At 38.5% G+C, this 25,790-nt stretch carries 24 protein-coding genes and 1 pseudogene; 10 read left to right on the top strand and 15 right to left on the bottom strand.

Features of this window, described 5'->3' with window-relative positions:
- The gene (locus tag QOS06_RS02190; protein WP_283595436.1) at positions 1-693 is read left to right on the top strand and encodes a TVP38/TMEM64 family protein; all 693 of its coding nucleotides are present in this window, start codon (positions 1-3) and stop codon (positions 691-693) included.
- Positions 694-756: 63 nt separating this feature from the next.
- On the opposite strand, the gene QOS06_RS02185 is transcribed toward QOS06_RS02190, so the two are convergent.
- Genes QOS06_RS02185 through QOS06_RS02175 form a run of 3 tightly spaced genes read right to left on the bottom strand, consistent with a single transcriptional unit; the run spans position 757 to position 3,994 of the window.
- Positions 757-3,270 carry an excinuclease ABC subunit UvrA gene (locus QOS06_RS02185; protein ID WP_098035079.1) on the bottom strand — a complete coding sequence of 838 codons (2,514 nt, stop codon included), beginning with the start codon at positions 3,268-3,270 and terminating at the stop codon, positions 757-759.
- A 15-nt stretch (positions 3,271-3,285) separates the two neighbouring features.
- The gene (locus tag QOS06_RS02180; protein WP_078009771.1) at positions 3,286-3,624 is read right to left on the bottom strand and encodes a fluoride efflux transporter FluC; all 339 of its coding nucleotides are present in this window, start codon (positions 3,622-3,624) and stop codon (positions 3,286-3,288) included.
- Positions 3,617-3,994, bottom strand: coding sequence for a fluoride efflux transporter FluC (locus QOS06_RS02175; protein ID WP_273774071.1), 378 nt, complete (start codon positions 3,992-3,994; stop codon positions 3,617-3,619). The genes QOS06_RS02180 and QOS06_RS02175 overlap by 8 nt, the downstream gene beginning before the upstream one ends.
- A gap of 107 nt (positions 3,995-4,101) precedes the next feature.
- On the opposite strand from QOS06_RS02175, the gene QOS06_RS02170 reads away from it, so the two are divergent.
- Positions 4,102-4,494: a VOC family protein gene (locus tag QOS06_RS02170; RefSeq protein WP_004562272.1), complete on the top strand. Its 393-nt coding sequence runs from the start codon at positions 4,102-4,104 to the stop codon at positions 4,492-4,494.
- Positions 4,495-4,545: 51 nt separating this feature from the next.
- Here the strand turns inward: QOS06_RS02170 and QOS06_RS02165 are convergent, their stop codons facing one another.
- Both QOS06_RS02165 and QOS06_RS02160 read right to left on the bottom strand, forming a co-directional pair.
- Positions 4,546-5,361 carry a YdcF family protein gene (locus QOS06_RS02165; protein ID WP_283595435.1) on the bottom strand — a complete coding sequence of 272 codons (816 nt, stop codon included), beginning with the start codon at positions 5,359-5,361 and terminating at the stop codon, positions 4,546-4,548.
- Positions 5,362-5,364: 3 nt separating this feature from the next.
- Positions 5,365-7,101: an ABC1 kinase family protein gene (locus QOS06_RS02160; RefSeq protein ID WP_078009768.1), complete on the bottom strand. Its 1,737-nt coding sequence runs from the start codon at positions 7,099-7,101 to the stop codon at positions 5,365-5,367.
- Between the two features lie 139 nt (positions 7,102-7,240).
- On the opposite strand from QOS06_RS02160, the gene QOS06_RS02155 reads away from it, so the two are divergent.
- Positions 7,241-8,602 carry a hemolysin family protein gene (locus QOS06_RS02155; RefSeq protein WP_066035266.1) on the top strand — a complete coding sequence of 454 codons (1,362 nt, stop codon included), beginning with the start codon at positions 7,241-7,243 and terminating at the stop codon, positions 8,600-8,602.
- A gap of 59 nt (positions 8,603-8,661) precedes the next feature.
- Here the strand turns inward: QOS06_RS02155 and QOS06_RS02150 are convergent, their stop codons facing one another.
- On the bottom strand, positions 8,662-9,090 hold the full coding sequence (locus QOS06_RS02150; protein WP_003667826.1) for a CopY/TcrY family copper transport repressor: 429 nt from the start codon (positions 9,088-9,090) through the stop codon (positions 8,662-8,664).
- A 154-nt stretch (positions 9,091-9,244) separates the two neighbouring features.
- On the opposite strand from QOS06_RS02150, the gene QOS06_RS02145 reads away from it, so the two are divergent.
- Positions 9,245-10,633 carry a DHA2 family efflux MFS transporter permease subunit gene (locus QOS06_RS02145; RefSeq protein WP_283595434.1) on the top strand — a complete coding sequence of 463 codons (1,389 nt, stop codon included), beginning with the start codon at positions 9,245-9,247 and terminating at the stop codon, positions 10,631-10,633.
- Positions 10,634-10,682: 49 nt separating this feature from the next.
- Here QOS06_RS02145 and QOS06_RS02140 read toward each other — a convergent pair whose 3' ends face one another.
- Both QOS06_RS02140 and QOS06_RS02135 read right to left on the bottom strand, forming a co-directional pair.
- Positions 10,683-11,138 carry a DUF441 domain-containing protein gene (locus QOS06_RS02140; RefSeq protein WP_078009767.1) on the bottom strand — a complete coding sequence of 152 codons (456 nt, stop codon included), beginning with the start codon at positions 11,136-11,138 and terminating at the stop codon, positions 10,683-10,685.
- Positions 11,139-11,209: 71 nt separating this feature from the next.
- The gene (locus tag QOS06_RS02135) at positions 11,210-11,626 is read right to left on the bottom strand and encodes a cupin domain-containing protein (protein ID WP_283595433.1); all 417 of its coding nucleotides are present in this window, start codon (positions 11,624-11,626) and stop codon (positions 11,210-11,212) included.
- A gap of 79 nt (positions 11,627-11,705) precedes the next feature.
- Here QOS06_RS02135 and QOS06_RS02130 point away from each other — a divergent pair, with 79 nt between their 5' ends.
- The 3 genes from QOS06_RS02130 (at position 11,706) to QOS06_RS02120 (ending at position 14,368) form a co-directional block, all read left to right on the top strand.
- Positions 11,706-12,596 carry an aldo/keto reductase gene (locus QOS06_RS02130; protein WP_087215155.1) on the top strand — a complete coding sequence of 297 codons (891 nt, stop codon included), beginning with the start codon at positions 11,706-11,708 and terminating at the stop codon, positions 12,594-12,596.
- Positions 12,597-12,733: 137 nt separating this feature from the next.
- Positions 12,734-13,000 (top strand): ACT domain-containing protein, encoded by a 267-nt coding sequence (locus QOS06_RS02125; RefSeq protein ID WP_003666221.1) that lies wholly within the window; start codon positions 12,734-12,736, stop codon positions 12,998-13,000.
- 24 nt (positions 13,001-13,024) lie between these two features.
- Positions 13,025-14,368 carry a PFL family protein gene (locus tag QOS06_RS02120; RefSeq protein ID WP_078009762.1) on the top strand — a complete coding sequence of 448 codons (1,344 nt, stop codon included), beginning with the start codon at positions 13,025-13,027 and terminating at the stop codon, positions 14,366-14,368.
- Between the two features lie 55 nt (positions 14,369-14,423).
- Here the strand turns inward: QOS06_RS02120 and QOS06_RS02115 are convergent, their stop codons facing one another.
- On the bottom strand, positions 14,424-14,948 hold the full coding sequence (locus tag QOS06_RS02115) for a GNAT family N-acetyltransferase (RefSeq protein ID WP_035160101.1): 525 nt from the start codon (positions 14,946-14,948) through the stop codon (positions 14,424-14,426).
- A 159-nt stretch (positions 14,949-15,107) separates the two neighbouring features.
- Here QOS06_RS02115 and QOS06_RS02110 point away from each other — a divergent pair, with 159 nt between their 5' ends.
- On the top strand, positions 15,108-15,953 hold the full coding sequence (locus tag QOS06_RS02110; protein ID WP_283595432.1) for an alpha/beta hydrolase: 846 nt from the start codon (positions 15,108-15,110) through the stop codon (positions 15,951-15,953).
- On the opposite strand, the gene QOS06_RS02105 is transcribed toward QOS06_RS02110, so the two are convergent.
- A complete protein-coding gene (locus QOS06_RS02105) occupies positions 15,927-16,775 on the bottom strand; it encodes a glycosyltransferase family 8 protein (RefSeq protein ID WP_078009760.1) in 849 nt (282 codons plus the stop codon). The two genes, QOS06_RS02110 and QOS06_RS02105, sit on opposite strands and share 27 nt — an antisense overlap.
- 95 nt (positions 16,776-16,870) lie before the next feature.
- Between QOS06_RS02105 and QOS06_RS02100 the strand changes: the two genes are divergently transcribed.
- A complete protein-coding gene (locus QOS06_RS02100; protein ID WP_078009759.1) occupies positions 16,871-17,530 on the top strand; it encodes an HD domain-containing protein in 660 nt (219 codons plus the stop codon).
- Between the two features lie 60 nt (positions 17,531-17,590).
- Here QOS06_RS02100 and QOS06_RS02095 read toward each other — a convergent pair whose 3' ends face one another.
- The 3 genes and pseudogenes from QOS06_RS02095 to QOS06_RS02085 form a co-directional block, all read right to left on the bottom strand.
- Positions 17,591-18,235: a hypothetical protein gene (locus QOS06_RS02095; protein ID WP_085680403.1), complete on the bottom strand. Its 645-nt coding sequence runs from the start codon at positions 18,233-18,235 to the stop codon at positions 17,591-17,593.
- Entirely contained in the window at positions 18,232-19,110 is an 879-nt protein-coding gene (locus QOS06_RS02090) for a DegV family protein (RefSeq protein WP_087215802.1), read from the bottom strand. Before QOS06_RS02090 ends, QOS06_RS02095 begins: the two co-directional genes overlap by 4 nt.
- A 61-nt stretch (positions 19,111-19,171) precedes the next feature.
- A pseudogene (locus tag QOS06_RS02085) lies at positions 19,172-20,094 on the bottom strand (IS30 family transposase).
- A gap of 290 nt (positions 20,095-20,384) precedes the next feature.
- Between QOS06_RS02085 and QOS06_RS02080 the strand changes: the two are divergent.
- A complete protein-coding gene (locus QOS06_RS02080) occupies positions 20,385-22,067 on the top strand; it encodes an Rqc2 family fibronectin-binding protein (protein ID WP_283595431.1) in 1,683 nt (560 codons plus the stop codon).
- A gap of 131 nt (positions 22,068-22,198) precedes the next feature.
- On the opposite strand, the gene QOS06_RS02075 is transcribed toward QOS06_RS02080, so the two are convergent.
- Together QOS06_RS02075 and QOS06_RS02070 are read right to left on the bottom strand one after the other, a co-directional pair.
- A complete protein-coding gene (locus QOS06_RS02075) occupies positions 22,199-24,673 on the bottom strand; it encodes an ATP-binding protein (protein ID WP_078009583.1) in 2,475 nt (824 codons plus the stop codon).
- Positions 24,673-25,758, bottom strand: a complete 1,086-nt coding sequence (locus QOS06_RS02070; RefSeq protein WP_078009582.1) for a carbamoyl phosphate synthase small subunit — start codon at positions 25,756-25,758, stop codon at positions 24,673-24,675. The genes QOS06_RS02075 and QOS06_RS02070 overlap by 1 nt, the downstream gene beginning before the upstream one ends.
- Between the last annotated feature and the right edge of the window lie 32 nt (positions 25,759-25,790).

The raw sequence follows: 25,790 nt of genomic DNA, 5'->3' as shown, positions 1-25,790 counted from the left end.
ATGAAAGAGCGTAAATTAAGTAAAACATGGCTGATCGTTGGCGCAATTATCCTCGCCGTCATCGTTCTCTACTTCATTTATCGAACATATAAGCCAGAAATTGACCTACTACTAGACTTTAATGCCCATAATAAGGCTAAGCTTCTCCATATGATTAGAAGTCATGGTTTTACAGATATCTTTCTTCTTGTAGCTTTAATCGGTATCCTAAATGCGATTCCGGGAATGTCGAATTCCGTTGTTTGTATCTTTGCTGGGTTATGTTATGGACCAATTGTCGGTTTTCTGATTAATTGGGTTGGAAACATTTTAGGAAACTCTACTGTAATGAGTATAATTCGTAAAATTAACCTCTCCAAACGGGTAAAGAAAAATAAGATCCTTCATTACCTCTTGCAGCAAAAGCATCCGTTAATTGCACTTACAATCGGCTTTATGATTCCGGTTATCCCTAGTGTACTTGTAAACTACGCTGGTGCCCGTTTAAATGTGAGTTGGAAACGCTACTTGGCGATGGTAACCGTGGGAATGGCACCGACCTCCTTTCTCTATGCCTTTGGTGGGGATGCTATTTTCAAAGGCAACATTAGACGACTGATCGGTGTCGCAATCGCTATTTTAATTCTAATTGGCTGTTATTTACTCGTTCGCAAAATCTGGCAAAGCCATGAAGAAAAAGCAGCAACAAAATAATTAACTTGATTAAAAACAAGGCTCCAAACATCCGGCAAATCCGAATGTTTGGAGCCTTTATCTTTAATTAAATCTTGACCAGTATTCTGACAAATACTTGCTGGTTAAACTTTCTGGTTTTTGAATAAGGGCTAACGGATTACCCTGAGCCACAATTTCCCCACCATTGCTGCCACCGCGCGGACCCATATCAAGCATATAATCTGCGTTAATAATCAAATTTAAGTCATGAGTAATAGTAATGATTGTCGCTCCCCGATCAAGTAATTGCTGCATTACCGCTAAAAGGGTTTTAACATCAAGGGGATGCAAGCCAATAGTCGGTTCATCAAATACAAATAACGTTTCGCTTTGATTATGATTAAGGTGTTTAACAAGTTTTAAGCGTTGCGCCTCACCACCAGAAAGACTAGGCGTACTTTCGCCTAAGTGCAGGTATCCTAGGCCTACTTCATCTAATAATTGAAGTTCACGAGCAATTTTCGGAACTTCCTTAAATACACTCATCGCTGCCCGAACATCTAATTTTAAGAGATCAACAATTGAATATCCCTGCCACTTAACTTTTTGAACTTCTTCATTGTATCGACTTCCCCCACATGTTGGACAAGTCTGTTGCATATCTGGCAAGAATTGAACATCAAGAGTTACGACCCCCGCGCCCCCACACGTTGGACATGCTCCCTGCTTATTATTATAAGAAAAGTAAGAAGGTGTATAGTGTTTCTCTTTGGCTAAGGGCTGGGCTGCAAATAACTTCCGCAGATTATCCATAATACTGGTATAAGTTGCGACTGTTGACCGGTTAGTTTTACCGATTGGCGCTGCATCAACACTTACTACTTCTTTTAACGGACTTGACAATTTTCGAACTTGCGAAGGTAATTTAGCCCCACTTGCTTGAGCATGGATAGCAGGAACTAAACTATCAAGGATCAGACTTGTTTTACCAGCACCCGAAAAACCAGTGATAGCAGTCAGCCGATTAACCGGAATCTCTCCATAGACGTCTTTAAGATTGTAATAATCTTTTACTTCAAAGATAATCTCTTGACTAGCTGGTTCGTTTGCTATGGGGCGACTTTTTAATACTGCCGTCCCATTTAAATAAGGACCAATCTTAGACTGAGGGTTGTTAGCAATTTGCGATGGTGTCCCCTCCGTAAGAATTTCTCCACCCTTTTCTCCAGAACCCGGGCCAATTTCAATAATCCAATCTGCTTCTTTGATAATATCAACATTGTGATCAACAACTACTAATGAATTACCTTGGGCCACTAATTCCTTAAATACATTTAAGAGGCCTGTAATATTGTCAGGATGTAAGCCGATGGAAGGTTCATCCAGAATATATAAGACACCGGTTGTTTGAGTTCGAAGAGTTCTTGCAAGCTGAATACGTTGTAATTCACCTGTCGATAACGTATTCCCGTTTCGCGATAAAGTTAAATAATCAAGACCTAATTCCAATAATGGCCGTAAATTATCATCAAACTCTTTAAATAATGAAGTCGCCATCTTTTTCATATCTGAAGGAAGAGCAGCTAATACATCTTGCTTCCACTTGCTTAATTCCCCAAGCGTAAGATCACTAACTTGCGCAATATTTAAACCACCAGCTAATTGTTTTAATAATTCTGGCTTTAACCGTGTTCCATGGCAAACTGGGCACGTTGAATAATGGAAAAATTCGCTAATTCGTTTTTGTGCTCGTTCGCTCTTACTGCTTTTGGCAGATGCTAATACCGCTTCATGAGCGTTCTCATATAAAGCATTAAAGTCATGAAAAACACGGCCTGTTCCAGAGCGGAAGTCCATCTTAAACTTCTTTTGGGGACCATTTAAAACAAAATCTTTTTCTTTAGGGGTTAAATCTTTATATGGAACATGGATTCGAACACCGGCCTGTTCAGCAACACTCGGCATAAAGTTTCGTCCAGGCAAATGCCATGAAGCAACTGCCCCATCAGCTAAACTAAGATTTTCATCCCTAATAAGTTTACTTTCATCCAGTTCACGAACTTTTCCTGTTCCATGACATCGTAAGCAAGCTCCGTCAGAATTGAATGCAAAGTCTTCTGCTCCATAGGCATAAAACTTTGTGCCACAAGTAGGACAGGTTAATTGTCCCATCTCATTGCCGCTCTTACTCATTACCTCTGCGATTTCAAGGCTTGGTTTTAAACGATGCCCATTTGGACAGACCGGTTCGCCAAGCCGCGAAAAGATCAGCCTAATTACGTTCAACATCTCACTCATTGTTCCAACGGTTGCTCGTTCAGATGGAATTGCGGGACGTTGCTTCAATGCTAGTGCTGAAGGAATATATTTAACACTTGTAACATCGGCTTGAGCACCTAACTTTATCCGCCGTCTTGTGTAAGTAGAAAGCGCTTCTAAGTACCGTCGAGATCCCTCTTCATATAAAATTCCCATCGCTAATGAGCTTTTCCCAGAACCAGATAATCCCGAAATTGCGACAAATTTATGTAGGGGGATATTGATATCAATGTTCTTAAGGTTGTGGACTCTTCCACCTTTTACTTCAATTTGCGTTGGTAGTCTGGTTTCTGTCACTATTTTTTACTCCTTTCATATCATCATTCCACAGATGGTGGCAATAACTCCACCAAGATAACTTAAGCCAAAATAAACAGCGAACATTCCCCATCGCCTTTCATCCATCATTGAAATTAGTTCAACGTTAAAAGTCGAAAAAGTAGTGTAACCTCCTAATAGGCCAATCCCAAATAATAGCATGAGCGATGAATTACTAGCAAAATTTTTGGTAAGAATGCCTAATAAAAAACTACCGGTGATATTAATAAACAGAGTTGCTAGGGGCCAATCAATTCTTAGCTTTTTCCACCAGCTTGTGATGATGTAACGAATGACAGCCCCAATTGCTGCTCCAAGCCCTACATTAATCATCTTGCCGCGAACCTCCGTATTTTCGTGCCAACATAAAACCGAGCAGTGCCAAAGCCAAGCCGCCAAGAGAGCTCACAAGAAAATAACCAATGCTAGCAATTATACCTTGGCTTTCAAGCTTAACAATAGTTGTGGCTAAACTTGAAAATGTCGTAAAAGCGCCAATAAAACCAGTTCCTATCCCGGCATTTAGCCATGCTGCTAATAGTCCCCGCTTAATAAAATAATAAGTTATAAAAGCTAACAAAAATGAACCAATAAGGTTGGCATATAAAATCCCATCGCCGCCTAATAGGACACTAAGTTCATAACGGGTAATTCCGCCGAGGAAGCCGCCAATCGAGACACTCATTATTGTTTTTATATTCATAAAAAATCTCCTTAGATCTGCAATCATTTCATTATACAACTTTTGCTATTTCAATTTAGAAACTTGTATAATGATATTGATTTAAAAATTTAAGGGAGACTTAGATAATGAAAATGCGACGAATTGATCACATTGTTTTAACTGTAACTGATTTAGAGCAATCAATGCGCTTTTATCACGAAGTATTTGATATGCCGGTGATTAAAGAACAAAGTAATGACGACTTAATTACAATGCGGTGTGGGCATCAGTTAATCCGTTTACAAAAAATTGACCGACCAACTACTTTAAAGGCAGCTGATCCGACAATTGGTTCTGCTGACTTATGTTTAGTTGCCGGAGATAGTATTGACGATATTGTTCACCATCTTAATAGCTATTATATTGATATAATTGCTGGACCAATTGTAAAACAAGGGGCGGAAGGCGAAATGACCTCGCTTTACGTTTATGATCCAGATAATAATCTGATTGAAATTGCAGTATATAAGAATAAATAAAGTAAATATGAGCGAGAGAAGGTTGTTTTTCACTTCTGTCTCGCTCATATTTCATTTCAAAATAAATTCAACTAAAAGTAAAAAGAGCGTGCTCCCGCAAAATACCCACCAATGGTCACGGATAATCCCGAGATAGTCACGAATAAAAGTTAATGGACAGTATCGCCAAGGAGTCTTGCTACTAATGAATGACCAGTTTAACCCCATCTTCCTTGCATAAGCTCTCGCACGAAGAACATGAAAATCACTAGTTACTACTACAACCGTCTCTTGCGGCTTAATGAGTTGACTAGCGAAGGCTAAATTTTGCCATGTATTAAGTGCCTTGTTTTCGCGAATTATTTTTCTTGCTGGGATTCCGTGAGCAATTAAGTAAGCAGCCATGACTTCTGCTTCAGATTCTTTTGCTTTCTGTACTATTCCCCCAGAAACAATAATTTTTGCAGATTGATGAGTTTTCCAACAATTAATGGCTTTATCAAGGCGAGTAGCTAACACTGGCGGGACTTGGCCATGTTTAACAGCTGCACCTAAAACCAGAAAGCCATGAACCGTAGCAGGACATTTTCGCAGGCGGGTACAACAACTGAAAACACAAAATAAAATTAAGTTAAAGGTACTTAAAACGTCAATAGTTGCTACTATTAATGAACTTAGCCAACTTACTGATTGAATCGGTAAATTTTTAAGCAAAAAAGCAAAAATAGGCAACACTACTATCAAGTTGAGCAACATCAAAACAAACGCAAACGTATTGAATCTGGCCACCTTGGTTTCACTATTTAAATGACGAATCAAAATAAGCCTAATCGTAATTCCCCAGCATAACACACATATTAATTCATCAACTAAGTTTAAATATATCATTAATCATCGTTTCCTTCGCCAATTTCGCCATCGATGGATAATCTCCGTAACAACTAAAAGAATAATAATTATGATTGCAATAATATAGCCAGATACTCCTAAACGATAGATATGTGAATCAGCTGGTGTTCCCTGGACTAATAATGATGATCCTAAAATGACTGCTGCTAAAATAATTGCAATCATGAAACGGTTCATTAACCGTTCTATCTGCTTTAGCACTCGTTGCTCATTTTTATACTGTAGATCAACTTTGGCATCCCCACTTACAAATGTATCGATCAATTCATTAATTCTTTCTGGCATCTTCCCCATTGCTTTGCTAGCAAGGAAAAAATTGACTAGGTTATTATCAAGGGCAGAACGCCAATTAAAGTTTCGTTTTAAATAACGCCGGCCAAACGATTGGGCAACCTCAAGCATTGATATTTCAGGATCAAGTTTAGCAACCGAGCTTTCAAGAGTTCCAAATGCCTTAATTAGCATCGTTACCTCTCCCCTCATTTGAAGGTGGTTTTTCTTACATAGCTGGACAATTTGGTATAGCATTTTCACGAAATCAATATTGCCAAGGCCGGTTGAAAAATAGGGTTGCATAAAGGCGCCAAGTTCTTTATAAAATGCATTTTCGTCAACTTCCCCGGTTCGATTACAAACATTTAAAACTGCTTTTCCAATTTTTCGCGTATCCTTTGTGTTGATAGTAATCACAATATTCGCAATACTATTTGCCATCGCTGGACTTAACCTTCCCATCATTCCAAAATCAAGGTAGATGATCCGGTAATTTGGTAATGCCTCCTGTTGATCATAACTAATGGTTGTATTATAAATGGTCTTTTCATGGTGTTTGGTCGTTGCGTATTGCTTTGCTGATTCATCCGGACGTAATTCGTGAATTAATATATTTCCTGGATGCGGATCCGCATGAAAGTAATGATCAACAAAAACTTGTTTTAAAAAGTTATTAACGAGCGTAGTAGCAATTTCATGATTAACGGTCGTTGCCTCTTGATCATTATCATTCGGCTGCTTAAACCGATATCGAATGCTTTTCCCTTCCATCGCTTCATTAACAAGAATCTTAGGAGCACAATACTTCATATATACTTTAGGAACTAAGATAGGTCCGTCACCGTTATTTAATGTATAAAATTCTTCCCCATTTTTTGCTTCTTCAAGAGTATTGACCTCACTTAATAATGAAGTACTGAGTTCATCAATTACTTTATCCAAATCAACTACTGCAATGTCTTGGGGAACATACTTAAATAAGACTACTGCTTTCCGTAACAAGGCTAAATCAGTATTAACAAGCTTACCGACTTCTGGATGTTGAACTTTGACAACAACCGGTGTCCCATCCTTAAGCATTGCATGGTGAACTTGCCCAATCGACGCAGAAGCAAAAGGTTTTTCCGCAAAGCTAGCAAATTCGTCATTAATTTTCTTCCCAGTTTCTTCTTCAAAAGTTTGCTCTACGGTCGCAAAGCTATCAGCTTTAACCTGATCTTGCAAGTGGCGAAGTTCTTTAATATATGCTGGGGAGACAAGGTCTGGACGGGTTGATAATATTTGGCCAAGTTTAATAAAGGTCGGTCCCAGTTCTTGCAGTGCCTGACAAATAGCTTGTGGATTAGTTTGATGGTAAAAATTGCTAACAAAATGATATTTTCGCATCACTTGCATAATCTTACGCAAGCGTGCTGACTTCTTGATTTCTTCTTCATTAGTCGTCATGTGTCTTCTCCTACTTATTTTCCTTTATTTTAGCATTTTCACTTATAAAAAAATAATTAAACTCCCCTTTCACTACATTTTACTGATACAATAGTAGTCGATAAATTTTTTAAGAAAGTTTAGGTGAAATTTTTAAACGATGAATGGTTTATGGGATTCATATTGGTTTAAATTAATTATCATTATTTTAATTCTGCTGTTAGCTGCTTTATTTACACTGCTGGAGTATTCAGTTGTTAAAGTGCGGCCTAGTGAGTTAAAGGAGCTCCGGCAAACGCGAAAAGTCAAACGTGCGGAACACATGGTAGCAAATCTTAATGAGTACCTATCAACAGCTCAAGTCGGTGTTACGATGACTTCTTTAGTTTTAGGTTGGTTAGGTGATGAATTTATCACAGATCTATTGCTAAAGATTAATATTATTCCGCACGATGTTCTTCAAGCGATTGCACCAGTTATCGGTGTTTTAATTTTTACATTCTTCCACGCGGTATTTACTGACTTAGTTCCGAAAAATATGGCGATTGATCGACCGGTACCAATTCTCTTATCAATTGTTCACCCGGTACAATTCTTCCATACTGTTTTTTATCCCTTCGTTTGGTTATTTGCGGTAGTCGCTGCGGCAATTACGAAAATGTTGGGATACAATGTTCAGCCAGAAGAAGACACATATTCACAAAATGAAATTATGACCTTATCCCAACAATCGGAAAAAGCTGGGGAAATGGATAAAGAAGACGTTATCTTCATGCAACGGGCTTTTGAAATGAATGATAAAGTTGCTGAGGATATTATGATTGATCGGACACAGTTAGCGGTTATTGATATTACGGCTTCAATTGAAGATGCAGCCAAACTTTATTTCGAAAAGAAATTCACGCGTTTCCCAGTTGTTGCTAATAATGACAAAGACCACATTCTTGGTTATATTTTTGCATATGATATTATGCGGCAAAACCAAATCAATCCGCAACAATCAGTTCGCACAATCATGCGCCGAATTCCAATCGTTTACGAAAATGAACAACTCACCAATGTCCTTGCTGAGATGATGAAAAAACAAGTGCCAATTGTCGTTGTCCAAGACGAATACGGTGGTACTTCTGGGATCATTACTGATAAGGATATTTATGAAGAATTATTCGGAACAGTTGGCGAAGAAATTGATCATGCTACCTCTGATATGATTGAAAAGAAGGATCCTGATAGCAAGGGTAATCCTACCTTCGAAGTTTCAGGTAAGATGCCACTAGATGATTTTGAACGTTACTTTGATACAAACATCGAGCAATTTGACAACTCTGAAGTAACAACCTTAACTGGGTTTTTCCTTGAACGGCAGTATGACTTAAAAGTTGGCCAACCAATTAGAGTCGATAATTTCTCATTCACACCTCTTGATTTGAAGAATGCCTATGTTAATAAATTCAAGGTAGTTTACATTAAGCCTAGAAAGAAGAAGCCATCAGCTGATGAGGATCAAAGCAAAGAAAAATAGATATTAAAAAGGCTCGCCGCAATTTAGGAAAGATTTCCTAGTTGCAGGGAGCCTTTTCATTAGCAGTTCATCTGCATATCAGGAATGCAGTTACATTTGACGTGGTCCGGCGAATTAGTTGCTTTGCTTGCCAATAATTCTTGTAACTTAGCAATATCATCCTTGCTAAGGGTTACATTATTGATCACATGTTCAAGGGTGCTTCCAACGTGTCGTTCACAAATATTATTAAATAGGTTGTCCGCCGCTTGGTCCATTGTTTGCTGTTCGGGAACTAAGGGCTCATAGATAAATCCACGTCCTTGACGAGTGGCAGATAAGGCTTTTTTATCAACCAAGCGTCGAAGTAAAGTCTTAATCGTTGCCGGTTTCCAGTCAACTTTTTTCTGTAAAATTTCAATAATTTGGCTACTGGTCGTTTGCCTTAGACTCCAAACTACCCGCATAATTTGCCATTCAGCGGGAGTTATTTCTAAATTAATATTCATCTAATTCCTCCTGCGTTTACACATGTAAATTCTTCGTAACTATATTTTATCATTAATTTACTTACTTGCAAATTCCTAATGTGTATTGACATTAATAATCTGGCTAGTAAACTCAATACTGTTTGACTAATTTTAAGGAGCGCTATATCTACTAATGAAAAATCAACGCATCAGCCATGCATTAGTAATCATGGTATTTGGTACATTTTTCGGTCTTCTCTGTTCAACCTTAATGAACATTGCTCTCCCAACCTTTATGAATGTCTTTCATATCAGTGAGGCTCAGGTTCAATGGGTAACAAATGGGTATATGCTTGTCAATGCCCTAATGATTCCCATTAGTTCATTTCTCATAAAAAGGTTCCCATTCAAGAATCTCTTTATTATTTTCTCCGGAATTTTTCTTTTGGGAACCATTATCGGAGCGATTGCGTGGAGCTTCAATCTAGTTGTGGTTGCTCGGATGATTCAAGCTTTGGGTGCAGGAATGATGATGCCACTAGTAAATGTCTTGGCAATTCGTTACGCAAAACCGGGTAAAAAAGGGCAAATTATGGGAATTATTGGCCTTGCCTTTAATTGTGCCCCCATCTTAGGTCCTGCTATTTCTGGTTTTCTGTTACACTTTTTCTCTTGGCGATACCTTTTCCTATTAATTATTCCCTTTGCAGTAATTACATTACTACTTTCATTCTTCCTACTTCCTAAAATCCCTCATAATGAATATCCCAGTTTTAATACATTGGCCCTTATTTTAATCACAGGCGGATTATGGTCATTATTAATGGGCTTATCAAATGTTTCGAACAATCACTTGCTTTCATTTAATGTCGCAGGGTATGTCCTTATCGGCTTAGTCTTTCTTTTCCTTTTCTTTCTTAACCAACGTCACAGTAATCGTCAGTTAATCAACTTTGGGATCTTCTCACACAAACAATTTGTTTTTGCCACTGTTATTAATATGCTAATTACATCAACAATGTATGGCAACGCAATTTTGATTCCCCTCCTAGTACAGATTGTCTTGGGCAAAAGTACGGTTGTTTCAGCCATCGCTGTCCTTCCGGGGGCAATCTTAACGGGCTTATTATCGACAACGAGTGGTCGCTTTTATGACATTTATCCAATTAAGATTCTTGTTGGGACTGGTCTCATAATCGATATCATCGGAACAATTGGCCAAGCTGCAATCGGTGCGCGTAGTTCTGTTCTCATGATTACCCTCTTTCAAACTGTTCGCCAATTTGGGTTAGTAACGATGCTGATCCCATTACAAACTCAGGCTCTCTCACTTCTACCTAATGAGATTGTTCCCGATGCGGTTGCTACCTTTAATACGTTACGACAAATTGCGGCTGCCTTTGGAACTGCCCTCATCGTTTCAATTGTTGGTATTGTTAATCACTTAGTTCACAACCCGTCCTCACACCTCGGCATTCAAGCCGGTTTCCTTCTATGCTTATGCTTGCTATTAACTTCGCTATACCTTAGCACTAAGTTATATCATAAAATTTCTTCGCAAGAACAATTAGAAAATGCGTAAAATAAAAACCAAGTGAGATCTATTTTGGTCTCGCTTGGTTTTTTGCTATTTAAAAATGCAAATTCAATAGCGTTACAATACAATAGGTCATTCCACTCGCGATAACTGGACCGGCAGCAATTCCCTTAAACGCAACTACTCCAATAATCGTTCCAAGTACTAAGGCAACCGTGACTTGAGGAACAGCTGCCAACTGGTTGACTCCATACTTCGATAAGATGGCAACTGCAATACCCATGCCGACTGCAATCCAACCAGCAGGGGTCTTAAAAGCCGCCCATAAATCATCAAAACCAATTTGCCCCGTCGCAATTGGAATCAAGATCGCAACTGAAATCACTGTTACACCCCAATTAATTCCTTTATGCTGTATCAGGGGCAACCACTTGGCGGTATAAGGGATCAGTTTCAAAACCATTACTACTACTGTGGCAATAATCAATGACGAGTTATGACCAAAGATTGCAATTAATAATACTAAAGCTAAAAAAAGCCAGCTTTCCATGTAATCTCCTCCTCAAACTTTACCTAGTATATCAAAGTTGAGGACGAGAACAAAGAAAGCTGACTAATTAACTAATCAGAAAGGCGGTTGTAAGTAGCGTCATCTACTTCTTCGCACCATTCGCTAGTTTCCTTCGTAATAGCAATATGAGAGAACCAACTATCTTTAGTAGCTCCATGCCAGTGCTTTACACCTTCATGAATTGCTACAACATCACCGGGTTTTAACAATTGCGCCGGCTTGCCTTCTTCTTGATACCAACCCTCCTCAGCAGTTACTAATAAGATTTGGAAACCATCATGGTGAATATGCCAGTTGTTACGGCAACCGGGCTCAAAATTAACGTTTGAAACATTTACATCAATGTTATCATCAGGAGATACTAACCCATTGAGATAACTTGTTCCAATAAAGTATTTTGCAAATGCAACGTTCTTATCACCAAAACCAAAAAGGTCATTTTTTATTTCGTATTCATTCTTAGCCATTATTACTAACATCCAATTAATTGTTGGTTTAATAATAAACTCTAGCATTAAGAATGTAAAAATCTTACCGAGAATTAAAATGAATCAAAATCTGCAACCAAAGATAAAATTAAACAACGGTCACCTCATCCCCCAACTTGGCTTAGGAGTCTGGAAAGCCTCACTTGCGGAAACACAGCAAATGGTTAAAGAGGCTATTATGAATGATTATGTTTTGATCGATACGGCAAAGCAATATGGGAATGAAGCGGCTGTCGGACAAGGTATTCAGGACGGTCTTATAGCAACTGGTCGTAAGCGCAACAGTATTTTTCTTACTACTAAAATTTTTAATGGTGATCAAGGAGATTATGATAAGCTTCGGCAAGCAGTAAAAGCCCAACTTAAGAGGCTTCAAACTGATTATGTCAACCTTCTTCTTCTTCACTGGCCAGTTAATGATAAATATAATGAGAGTTGGCGGGCACTCGAAGATATTTATGCTGATGGTCAAGCAAAATCAATTGGTGTTTGCAATTTTAATGTTGAACGAATGACTGATTTGCTCGATCACGCCAAAATTAAACCAGCAATTAATCAAATTGAATTCAATCCCCTAATTCACCAACCTAAGATTGTAAAGTTTTGTCGAGAAAATGATATTCAGCTTGAAGCCTGGTCGCCACTAGGCAATGGTCGTCTTCTTTCCAATGATGTTATTAAGCAAATCGCAGACGAGCACCAAAAGAGTCCTGCCCAAGTAATTCTTCGCTGGGAAATTCAGCAAGGCTTTATAGTTCTTACCAAGACTACTCATCCTCAACGTATGCAAGAAAATGCCGAAATTTTTGACTTTACCCTATCACCAGATGAAATGAAGCAAATCGACAAGTTAGATCAAGAAAAGCATTCTATCTGGTATGATAAGTTCAAATGGTCAGGAAATCCGGACGGTGTAGATGACTATATTGGTAAGCCAGGCGCATTTTGATCCAACCAATTTCATATCTTTTACCATAAAAGGCACCTCTAAACGAGTGATGCCTTTTTTATTAGCTAAAATTGTCTAGAAATGTTCATATTATTATACTACAATTAAAATCATTAAAAGAAAGAGAGGATTCTTTAATGAAAGCTGTTGTATCTGTTCTAGGTGAAGACCAAGTTGGAATTATCGCTAAGGTAAGTGCCCTCCTTGCCCAAAAACAAATTAATATTCTAGATGTTTCCCAAACAATTATGGATGGCAATTTCGTAATGATGATGTCTGTGATGATTCCTGAAAATCTTGATAGTTATCAATTAACTAATGAATTTACAGAACTCGGTAAAGAGATTGGTGTTGAAATCAACCTTAGAAATGCCAAAATTTACGATGCCATGCATAATCTTTAAGATATACAGGAGGAATACCCCTTAATGAATTCACAACAAATTTATGAAACCAGCCACATGATTTCTAATGAAAACCTCGACGTGCGGACAATCACGATGGGAATTTCTTTACTTGATTGTATCGATAGTGATAGTACGGTTGCATGTCAAAAGATCTATGACAAAATTACGACAAAAGCAAAGAGCCTTGTTAAAGTCGGCCAACAAATTGAAGCCGAATATGGGATTCCGATTGCTAACAAGCGAGTAACTGTTACTCCTATTTCCCTCATTGCCGCTGCTTCTCAAGACCACGACTATGTTAAATATGCTAAAACCTTAGACAGGGCTGCCAAAACATTAGGGATTGATTTTATCGGCGGGTACAGTGCTCTTGTTCAAAAAGGGTACCAAACTGGTGACCGCTCGTTAATCGCTTCCCTCCCTGAAGCATTAGCAGAAACTGATTTTGTGTGTGCATCAGTAAATGTTGGCTCTACTCGTAGCGGGATCAATATGGATGCCGTTGCACAAATGGGTGAAGTAGTCATCGCTGGTTCAAAGCTTGATATGATGACAAATGCTAAACTAGTTATCTTTTGCAATGCTGTTGAAGATAATCCCTTCATGGCGGGCGGATTTCATGGTGTTGGTGAACCAGATGTAGTAATAAATGTTGGTGTTTCAGGACCTGGAGTTATCAAAACCGCCCTAGAAAAAGTTAAGGGCGAATCAATGGATGTCGTTGCTGAAACGATCAAGAAAACTGCCTTTAAGGTGACACGAATGGGTCAATTAGTAGGAACTGCTGCAGCTGAAAAACTGGGCGTTCAATTTGGGATCGTGGACCTTTCCCTCGCACCAACTGCTGCCGCTGGTGATTCCGTTGCCGAAGTTCTAGAAGAAATCGGCGTTGCTCAGGTTGGAACTCATGGAACTACCGCTGCTCTAGCCATGTTAAACGATGCTGTGAAAAAAGGCGGTATTATGGCCTGCAGTCATGTTGGTGGTTTATCAGGCGCATTCATCCCCGTCTCTGAAGATGCTGGCATGATTAAGGCAGTTAACGCTGGAACGCTAAATATCTCTAAATTAGAAGCAATGACCGCAGTTTGTTCCGTTGGTCTTGATATGATTGCAATTCCAGGTGACACGCCAAAAGAAACCATTAGCGCAATGATTGCTGATGAAGCGGCGATTGGAATGATTAATAATAAAACCACTGCTGTCCGCGTGATTCCTGCACCCGGCAAAAAAGTTGGTGATACGGTTGAATTCGGCGGTTTATTAGGATATACCCCGGTAATGGCAGTCAACAAAGCCGCAAGTACCGCGATGATTAATCGTGGTGGACTTATTCCCGCCCCAATTCATAGTTTCAAAAATTAATTTTAAAAAGAAATAGCGAGAGATTAGGAACCCTAGTCTCCCGCTATTTTAACGTTTAATTACCTGTTAATAAGGCGTAAACATATGAATTTTCTTCTGGACGGTAAACCCCGTGAAGTTCACCAACTTTAGTAAAGCCATTTTTGTCGATCAAGTGTTGCATGATCTTGTTGTCTTCATGGGTATCGATCCGAATAGTCTTAATATCCTTCCGATTATTCTTAATGTAATCAATTACACTAGTGAATAATGCTGAGGCGTATCCTTTTCCAGCATGATTAGAGTGAATTGCCACACGGTGAATAACAACATAATGATCAGTGTCAATTAACCAATCACCGTCAAGTTCATCATATGAGTGATCTGGTGCTTCAACAATTGATAATGCACCAACAGTTTCATCATCTTGTGATTGTACAAGGTATGCAAATCCTTTTTCAATATCTTCTTTGATATGTTCTTCGTTCGGGTAATCTCCTTGCCATTGATCGATCCCTTGTTCAGCTAATTGGTTTCGACCATCTCGCAGAATTTCCATAATTTGATTTAAATCATCCATTTTGGCTTGTTTGATTTGCATCGTATTACCTTCCCTTCTCATTACATTAATTAGATGTGTTATTCGTTTAGCAACCCTAATACTGTAACATATTTTACGTTTTAAATACAACTGTTAACTATTAAAAGATGCCCCTTCAATATGCTATGATAGCACTAAAAAGAAAAAGAAGGCTTCTATATGATCAAATTTATTAAATTTACTTTAACAATATTTACTGCATTTTTCCTAATATTCATTTATGGACTAGCAGCAAATCCAGTTCATGCAGATCTCTCAAATAAATATATTCATTCTACTACCCCCACCCTCTTTTTCCATGGCTACGGAAGCGGTGCCCATGCAGAAGAATATATGGTAAATGGTTTTGTGAAAGCAGGTGTGTCAAAGACAGTTATCACCGCAGATGTTGCTGGCGATGGAACCGTTACTCTTAAAGGAGATATTCCTCATAACGCCGTCAATCCGCTCGTGACGGTCAATTTCAATGATAACCATAGCACAAATTATGAATTACAAGGACAATGGGTTAAGAACGTTCTTGAAGAACTGCAAGCTAAATATCATTTTAAAAAGGTAAATATTGAAGCACACTCCATGGGAAACATGGCAGTTATGTATTTTCTGCTTGCTAATGCCGGCAACCATAATCTTCCACAAATTCAAAAACAAGTTGCGATGGCTGGAGCCTTTGATGGTGCAATCGGTTGGAATGAACCTGCTAATCTAATAGTGAATAAAAAGACGGGAAAACCTTCCGCAATGAATGATTCCTATCAAAAATTACTTCCCTTACGTCACCGCTACCCACGGCAAATTAAATTATTGAATATTTACGGTGACTTAAAAGATGGCAACGATAGCCAAGTTTCAAACGCTTCCTGTCTTTCTCTTAAATATCTTATTAATAACCGCGCACGTTCATACCGCGAAGTTAAGATTACTGGGCTAAACGCTAAGCACGAATTACTTCATCATAATCCGCAAGTCAATAAAATCTTAATCAGTTTCTTCTGGGGAAAGTAATAATGTTGCACTAATAAGTTTATTAGTCATTTGAAAGTAGTTTTTGTATAAAGCAGTGTAACGACCACTATTTTTAGTTGGCAGCCATGGCTTGTCTCGTCCGCAATAATGGAGAATCACGGTATTACGCATTACCCAATCGGTTGTCCATTCACCAAAGGAAATCATTTCGTAAATACCGCCTTTACGAGTATCAAAATTATATAGTTGATCAGGGAAAGATTTAATATAACGTCCATATAAGGCATTTAAGACGTCTTGATCAGGTAATAAAAGTGTATGGGTACGGATGTAGTTAAAAATGTCCGTATCCTTTACTTTTTTACGGATAGTATCAAGGTTCATCAAGAGAACGCCAGAATTATAATACCCGTCAGCATCAAAGTTTTGCAGACGAATCTTATTAATAACCTCTGTCGTATTCGTCAGGTTTGTATGGATGGCAGAAGCATATAGGTATCCCTCTAATGAAGTCTCATACAGACTTGAAAGATCATTAATACACAATACATCAGCATCCAAGTATAAAATTTTATGCAAATCTTGAGGTAAAAGACGGTGTGCTAGTAAACGATAATAAATTGTTGTCGGATAGCGGTCTGTAACTGGTGCTTTGCTAAATAATTGATCATTAACTTTGATTGGAAAATAGTTCATTCCTAATTGCTTACAAACTCTTTCCAAGTCTTCAGTTCGTTTCAATTTCTCCTTTTGTAAGACATATACGTTAAATTCTTGTGCATGAGTATTTAACTTGATCGATAACAAAACTGTTGCTAATTGCGTGACAAATTTGTCGTTAATTGAAAATAATAAATTCATTTTATTCCACCCCTCACATCTTATTCTACAAAACGTTGACGTGGATTGCGATTCAGTATTTAATAATTAAAGAACCAATCAAGAATAGAGGTTTTATGATGAAACAAGCGGAACAATTAACTGCCATTAAAGAGTACACCATTCAAAAATTAGGTCAGGACAAGACTGGACATGGGATGGACCATATTAACCGCGTAGTAAAAATGAGTAAACGGTTAGCAATTGGTGAAAAAGTTGATCCCTTTTTGCCCATCGTGGCGGCCTACCTTCACGATACAATTGATGAGAAATTAGTTGACAACGTTGAGGCAGCTAAACAAGAATTAGTTGATTACTTAAAGCAAATTGACTTTAGTGATGACCAAGTCGAAATAATTATGAATGTCATCAATAATATTTCTTTTGCTCATACCTTAGATAAAGAGGAAGTCAAACTCTCCCTCATTGGACAAATAGTCCGTGATGCCGACTGGTTAGATGCAATTGGCGCAATTGGCATTACGCGGGCAATTTATTATGGAGGTGGCCATCATGAAAAAATATACGATCCGGCTATTAAACCTCGTCATAATATGTCCAGGGAAGAATATCGTAATTTAGCAAATGAAACTATCATTAATCACTTTGATGAAAAACTCTTACATCTAAAAGACATGATGAACACTGAAACTGCCAAGAAAATTGCAAATCACCGTCAACAAGTGATGCTCGACTTTCTTGATGAATTTCATGCAGAATGGGATGCAAAGATGTAAATTATTTAGAGAAATAATAAATGCCCTGGAAAACTTGAATGTTTTTCCAAGGCATTTTGCTTACTTATCATCTTTTTTATTTTTAGCACTTCTTAAGTCGACAATAATCGAACCGCCCTGCTTATCGTCTGCAGAGTTACCTGAATCATTATTATGATTATTATCAATATGCAATGCTTTTCGCGCTACCCACCGAAAAATCAATGAGATCGGTGCTACCAGGAAGCCATACAATAATCCTGTCAGTAATGCATTAGGAATAATCAGTTGAACAAATGTTAATCCACCTGTTGGCGTCCCCGTTAGGACTAATCCAATTAGACCATAAAAGATTGAAATAAAGAATAATTGAACTAGACCGGTAAAAATAGCAAGCCATAATAATTGTGAATGATTGAGATCAATAGATAATGGAACTTGTTTGCGTAAAATCAAGCCAACCACAATCAAAATAACAATAAAATCGACTAATATTACCCAGTCAGCAGTTCCTAAGACAATCATGATTATGGCACTAACAAGCGTCACAATAAATGCAATATTAATTCCCAATGCAACTGCTATTCCCACTGCAATCACGCCAGCTAAAGGCATAAACGCCTTACCGGTCGGTAAAATGGTTTGAAAGCCAGTAAATGATATTAATATCATCAAAATACCCGCCGTAATTGCCAAAAGGGTTTTAATTAAGGTTTGTTTTTTCATGCTAAAGGCTTCTTTGCTGTATCTTGCATCCATGCTAAGGCCAGGGCTCCTTGTCCTAAGTGGGAACCAATTACTGGACCAAAGTAACTCAACTCAAATGAAATATCAGGATGATCCGCTTGAAGTTTATCAAGCCACTTTTGGCCTTCTTCTGGAGCATTTGCGTGAACAACCATCGCTCTAACTGGATAGTTAAGTTTGGCAATATCCTCATCAAAGATTTGTTCACAGCGAAGTTTAGCCTTTTTCATTGACCGCACCTTTTCAAACGCTTCAATGGCATGCGTTGGAGTATGCATAGTCAGGAGAGGTTTGATTTTTAAAATTGAGCCTACAAATGCAGAGGCGTTTGATAAACGACCACCACGAACAAGGTTTTGCAAGTCATCAACCACAAATACATTATTAAAGGTATCACGATATTCTTTTACCTTTTTAACAATGTCATCTAAATCATCGCCTTCACTAGCTAATTTAGCTGCTTCTAAGGCTAAGTACCCCATCATTTTAACTGTTAGGTGGGAATCAATTGGTACGATCTTGATTGTATCCTTCATCTGCTCAGCAAGTTGTTCAACAGTATCCAAATATCCTGTAATAGCCCGTGTTAAATGAATGCTAATCACAGCATCATACCCATCATCGGCTAATCCTTGATAAACTTCCATCAATTGACCGATTGGCGTTTGAGAAGTCGTTGGAAAAGAGCTTGAATTTGCCATCTTTTCATAAAAATCACTGGTGGAAATATCGACACCTTCACGGTATGTTTGACCATCCAATGTCACTGGGATTGGGACAACATGAATATTATTAGCCGCCGCCTCTTCAGGAGAAAGGTAGGCAGTGCTGTCAGTAACAACAGCAATTTTCATCTTATCAACTCCATGTTCTAAATTTGTATAAGGCAGATTGCAAGAAATAACTTGAACAAAGTTAGTGATGCAGATTACGCAAAAAGATCTCAATTGGTGTGCGCCAGTTTAAACATTTGAATGGCCTGGAGTTCAAATACCAGTTAATTTGAATTAACTCATCATCAGTGATTTCCTCAATCGGTTGACCTTTGGGGATAAAGCGTCGTAGTACTCGGTTGCGATTCTTATTACTGCCCCGTTCATGTGGAGAATAAGCATGCGCAAAGTAGAGGGGAATCCTGGCCTGCTCTTCAATTAGCTTGTAGTTAGCGAATTCTTCCCATGGTTAACAGTAAGGGTCTTGAGATTATCTTCTAACTGGTTAGCTAATTCTAAAATGGCCTTGGTCATTGAGGTACTATCTCGTCCCTGAAGCCGTTTAACGATGATAAGACGACTCTTACGCTCGACAAACGTAGCTATTGCTTGACCTTTACGCTTTCCAGATAAAACTGTATCTGCTTCAAAGTGACCTGAGGTATGACGGTCAATAACTTTAGCGGGACGATCTTCAATGGAACGTCCATGGCTAAAAGTCCCACGGGTTTCTTTGGCTCGTCGGCGGCGAATTCCATGGTCAGGTAAATCAGCCACGCCAATATCCAATACTCCTTGATCAATCCAGTTGTAGATGGTCTTGTAGGCGATTCTAACTACATGAGCCACTTGTTCAATCGACCATTTTTGGATCTTAATCTTTTCTTCAATTAATCGCTTGAGGTTAGTCGTTAAGATGGTTTTACGCCCACGATGACTAAGTTTAGCTTCATGATCAGCTTGAGCTTTAACTGCGTGATATTCACCAGTCAAACGATGAACCTCATTAAAGATCGTGGTTTTACTGAAACCAAGGTAATCAGCGATGTATTTAAGGGAGCGGTTTTCATAACGAAGAGTTTCGATGACAACACGGTCTTCAAATGATAAAATAGTGGTGCCCATAAAGGTCCTTCTTTCTAATGGAATGTTGTGGTGACACCATTAAAGACCTTTATGGGTTTTTATGTCCACTAATATGTTCAACTTAAATCTTACAATCTACCATAATTAAAAATAATTGCGTTTTTACGCGGATTTCACCCACATAATACAAAAAGCATACCACATTGACGGCCCTAAACCAACCAAAAATATGTCCACTAAAGTATCATTACTTTTCATTAATGATGTAAAACTGTATAATTAATAGTGCTATTTTCGTTTGTAATTATAATATTTAGGAGGCTACACTAATGTCTTTTGATGGCTTGTTTACTCATGCAATTGTCCATGAGCTAGATCAAAAATTAACTACTGGTCGGGTAGCCAAAGTTAGTCAACCTTACCCTGCAGAATTAATCATTATGATCCGTGCTCACCGGCACAACTATCCATTACTCATTTCTGCTAATCCAACATACCCACGAATCCAAATTACTGAGATCCCATACAAAAATCCAGTGGTTCCAACTAATTTTACAATGACGATGCGGAAATACCTTGAAGGTGCAATCGTCAATAAAATTGAACAAGTTGATAATGATCGGATTATCAAAATTACCTTTGACACTCGTGATGAATTAGGAGATAGTCAACAATTAGTTCTTGTGAGTGAGATTATGGCCCGGCATAGTAATATTTCACTCGTTAATCTTAAGACGGGTAAAATCATTGACACCATTAAGCATGTTGGCTCAGATCAAAATCGGGTTCGCCTGTTATTACCTGGTGCTACCTTTGTCATGCCACCAAAGCAAGATAAAGTTAACCCTTACTTGCCAAACCAAGTCTACTCTGATCTTGTAAGACAAACCGATGACACAGTAGAATTAAGTCATCAGTTACAGGAGCATTATCAAGGATTTGGCAAAGACTCCGCACGGGAATTAGCTGCAGAATTACTGCAAAGTGATAATTTACCAGCTACCTATCAGCACTTTCTTAAGCACTTTGAAAATCCAGAGCCAGTATTAATCACCCACTCTAATGGAAAGTCTCAATTTGCTGTGTTCCCTCCATTAAATATTGATGGTGAGTTGCAACATTTCGACTCCCTCTCTGCCCTTCTCGATGCCTTTTATGCTAATAAAGCAGAGCAAGATCGTTCCAAAGAATTAGCTGAGCAAGTGTTAAAGGTATTGAAGAATGAGCTAAAAAAAGATCGGCGAAAAGTAAAAAAACTGCAACAACAATTACAAGATGCAGCAACTGCAGATCAGTACCGAATTTGTGGTGAGATCCTTACTACCTATCTTAGTAAATTAACTCCAGGAATGAAAGAAATCGAACTTCCTAACTTTTATGATGATAATAAGCCACTGAAAATCAAGCTTGCTCCAGAATTATCACCATCGCGTAACGCCCAAAAGTACTTCACTAAGTATAATAAGCTTAAAACCTCTGTCGAATATGTAAAGGAACAGCTAAAACTGACAAATGATGAAATCAAATACTTTGAAAACATTGAAAATCAGATTAAATTAGCTGCTCCTGCTGATATTCAAGAGATTAAACTAGAATTACAAGAGCAAGGTTATATTAAAAAGAAGAAAAGTGGGAAAAAGCAACGAAAAGTTAAGGTAAGTGCCCCAGAAGAGTTTCATACTAGTGATGGCACTACAGTTTTAGTAGGTAAAAATAACCTACAAAATGATCGTCTTAGCTTTAAAATTGCTAATAAAAATGAAATTTGGTTACATGTTAAAGATATCCCAGGTTCCCACGTGGTAATCCGCTCAACAAACCCATCTGAAGATACGATTCTAGAAGCTGCACAGTTAGCAGCATACTTCTCTAAAGGTCGCGATTCCGATAACGTGCCCGTTGATTATCTCCCTGTCAAGCAACTTCATAAGCCAAACGGAGCTAAACCTGGATTTGTTATTTTTACAGGTCAGAAAACACTTTATGTAACACCACATAAGCTTTCTAACTAAAAAGAGGCTGGGAAAAAACTTTTGTTTTCTCCCAGCCTCAACTGCTTTTACGAACAATAGAAAGATAACGTGGAACTAGCTTCGCGTCGCCACAAGGCGGTTATTTTCCACTTCTTTTTTATATCTCTAAATTATTCTCCTAAAAATTGCATCTGAGCACCAATAACTCGGTTGCGGGCAGGGATTCCACCTTTGACTCGCAACGCCTTAAATGGGAAGGTTGCACGATAGTTAACAATCCCTGATACCGGTTTGGGCTCCAGCATTTTATCGAATTTACCAGTGAATAATTGAGTAAAAATTCCTGGTAAGCTAATATGAAGTGCTTTTGACAAAAAGGCTACTTCTGGCAATGATAATGGTTGAACTTTAATTAAATTAAATTCACCATCATTCTCTTCAAAAATCACTTGGTATAATCCTGGCTGTTCCAGCTTTAACACAGCAACACTAGCCTGGTCATTGAGATTTTGGTAAGTTGACGAAGGAAGATCAGCCGGGTAGCGTAAAGCGGTGGATTGATAGTTTAACGCAATTGGTGAAAAAAGATCAGTCATTGTTCCTAATGGATAAGCATAATTACCATCATAGACATAATTGAAGGAGTAACGTTGCCTATCGCTACTAGCAGCAGTAGTTGGCAATTCATCTGGAATTACGATGATTTTTACATCCAAGTCATAATTTTGCAATGATTTCAATAATTTACTATAACTAGCAGGAATAAACAAATACTGGGGTTGCTCTATCCGTAATATCTGCAAAATATTTTCAATCGTTACTGGCTCAACATAGCGCTTTTCAGCTAACTCTGGATTAAACGTAACTGAACTAGGATTCGAATTTACAATGACGTTATTAAAGCCCTCATTATGAAGCTCTTTTAACATCATAGCAACAAAGTAATCACCAGAATTACTTAATCCTAAACGTAGTCCCCCCGTTCCAATTACAAGGGCACTTGGTTGGGAAGTTCGGCTAATTTCATTTTCTTCTTCATAAGCAGAATAAAAACTATTAGTATGTTGATCAAACTCCCCGGCCGATGGTTCGATTTCCTTGTACTTTGTCAACAATTGATGGTCTAAACTCATCTGATAAACTTGCTCAGAGGTAGTTTTCCATAGTCTTGCAATAAGCTGATTGCTTAATCCGTAACTCTTTGCTTTTTGTAAAACCGGTTCTTTATTTGGATGCTCAGCAATTTCCCGAATCAACAACCGCATTTTATTAATCTGTTCAAAATAAAATGGGTCAATCTTTGTCATCTCTGCTAATTCGTTAACTGAATATCCTCTCTGCATTGCTTCAATTAATACAAAAAGTCGTCCTGCTTCTGGGTGGACAATTTTGGCGATTAATTGGTCATCAGTCAATTGCTTTTGAGCGGCAAGATGAAAGTCAGCTGGCTCGTGATAACGGGATTCAATAGCTTTGAAAAGTGCTTCAATAGTGCTTCGGCCGATACCAAAAACCGTCCCCACCGACCGCTTTTCTGTTCCAAGTAAACGACTAGCTTTTGGTAAATCGTTGAATCCCCATATTGGAACCCGTGCAGCAATATGATCCATCGTTGGTTCAATAAGAGCCGCATGATGGACATAATTTTCGCCAAGATCAATGTCCCGCAGATACTTTCCCGCATATAATTGTGCTGTTACTTGAGCAATTGGGTAACCAGTTGACTGCGACACAAACGTTGTAATTCGATCAAAGTATGGACTGCTCTTAATGACATAAAAACGATCACTATTTGTATCCAGGGCAAACTGAATATGGTTTGTACCAACAATTCTTAATTTGCGAGTAATAGCAAAAGCCGTATCCCGAATATCCTGAATCTGCCGATCGCGAAGTGTTTGGACAGGATTGAAAGCAATCGAATCACCAGCATGGATACCAATTGGGTCCATATCCTCAATCATTGACAACATCATCATCGTTCCAGAACTATCACGTTGAACGACGACTTCAATTTCCTTATAGCCAGCAAGACTTTGCTGAACTACTACCTGTTCCGCACGCGACTGGCTCAAGCAAGCCTTTACCGCATCTGCCAATTCACTTCGATCATGCACGATTTTACGCGTACTGCTACTCTTAGGTAATACCGACCGGATAATAACTGGATATCCTAGTTTAGTTGCCTCATCCAAAGCATCCTGATAATTATTAACCGTTACGATTTTTTTAACAGGTGCTTCCATTTGACGAAGGGTTCGTTCAAGTAAAACCGCACTATTAATTTGACGAATAGTTGCTTCAGGGACTCCTAGCAATTGAATATTTTCTTTACGAATAATCCCTTTTTCTAGCAATTCTTGGGTAAGTTCAAAAGCCCGACGATTTCCCAGTGTAGGTAAGATTGCATCAGGATGAAATTTATTAATAATATCCATTAGGCTTTCGACTTTTAGTGGGACAATACAACCGTGGTCAACATTTTCTAAGCTTACTGAAAATGGGTTATCATCTGCCAAGATTGTTTTTATCTTCATTTGCTTAAAAACGCGTGAGACCTGGTAAATAGCAGAGTCGAGCTCATCACCGTGTTGAACATCGTTGGCTCCTGCTCCAATAATCAATACAGATTTCAACTTTTCCATCAATGACGATCCCCCCTCCTATTCATTGTATCAACGAACTCATCAAACAAGCCATCAGTTTCATCAGGCCCCGGTGCACCATCGGGAAAGAATTGAACTGAAAAAGCTGGATAGCGACGATGACGAAGCCCTTGAACACTATTATCAAGCATGTCAACGTATGTAATAAAAAGCTGGGAGCGGTCAACCGAATTACGATCAATCAAGTATCCTTCTGCTTGAGTCGCATAGACAATGTGGTCAGTAATAATTTCATGAATTGGGTGATTCACCCCATGGTGTTCGACCGGAATTTGCTGGACATTTGCTCCATTGGCGATTCCGAATAATTCATGACCTAGTCCAATAGCAAACATCGGTACTTTGGTCTGGACAGTACGAATCATTTCCAGGACCGACCTACGAACATTATTTGGGTTTCCCGGCCCACTTGAAAGTACAACTCCATCAGGATCTAACCGTAATATTTCTTCAGCCGTTGCAGTATATGGCAAGACAGTAATATTGCATTTTCGTCGACTCAATTCCCGTAATATTCCGTTCTTTAATCCAAAGTCAATCACAACAACACTTAGCCCGGTTCCAGGATTAGGATATGGCTTAGGAGTAGAGACTTGAGCAACTTGCTGGTTCGTTAAAACAGTCGCATGAAGCTGGTCAAAAGCGTGATCATCTGGAACTGGAACAATACTTCCTTTTAATGGCTTTTCAGCTTTTCTTAACTTATGAACTACTGCTCGCGTATCAATATTAGCGATTCCAGGAATATTCATTTGTTGAAGGTATTTATCAAGTGTCAATTGTCGTCCATTATCATCGGTGCCAGCATCGGCAAGGGAACGAACAATAATTCCTTTAATTGTCGGTACAATGGATTCATAAATATTACGTTGAATGCCGTAACTCCCGATATTCGGCTGGGTAAAAACGACAATTTGGTTATTATAAACCTGATTAGTGATGATTTCTTGGTAACCAGTCATACTGGTGTTAAAAACAACTTCACCAAAAGTAACAGCTGGTGAACCAAAACCTTCGCCAGCGAAAATTGAGCCATCTTCAAATATTAGGTATCGTGCTGTCACTGTCCCACTCTCCTAAAACTTTGTTAATAATT

Origin of the sequence: Limosilactobacillus sp. DJ3M12, from assembly GCF_947381695.1 — a bacterium.
Classification (GTDB): Bacteria; Bacillota; Bacilli; order Lactobacillales; family Lactobacillaceae; genus Limosilactobacillus; species Limosilactobacillus kinnaridis.
Note: the sequence above shows the minus strand (reverse complement) of the source record. Positions and strands in the feature narration are given on the sequence as shown.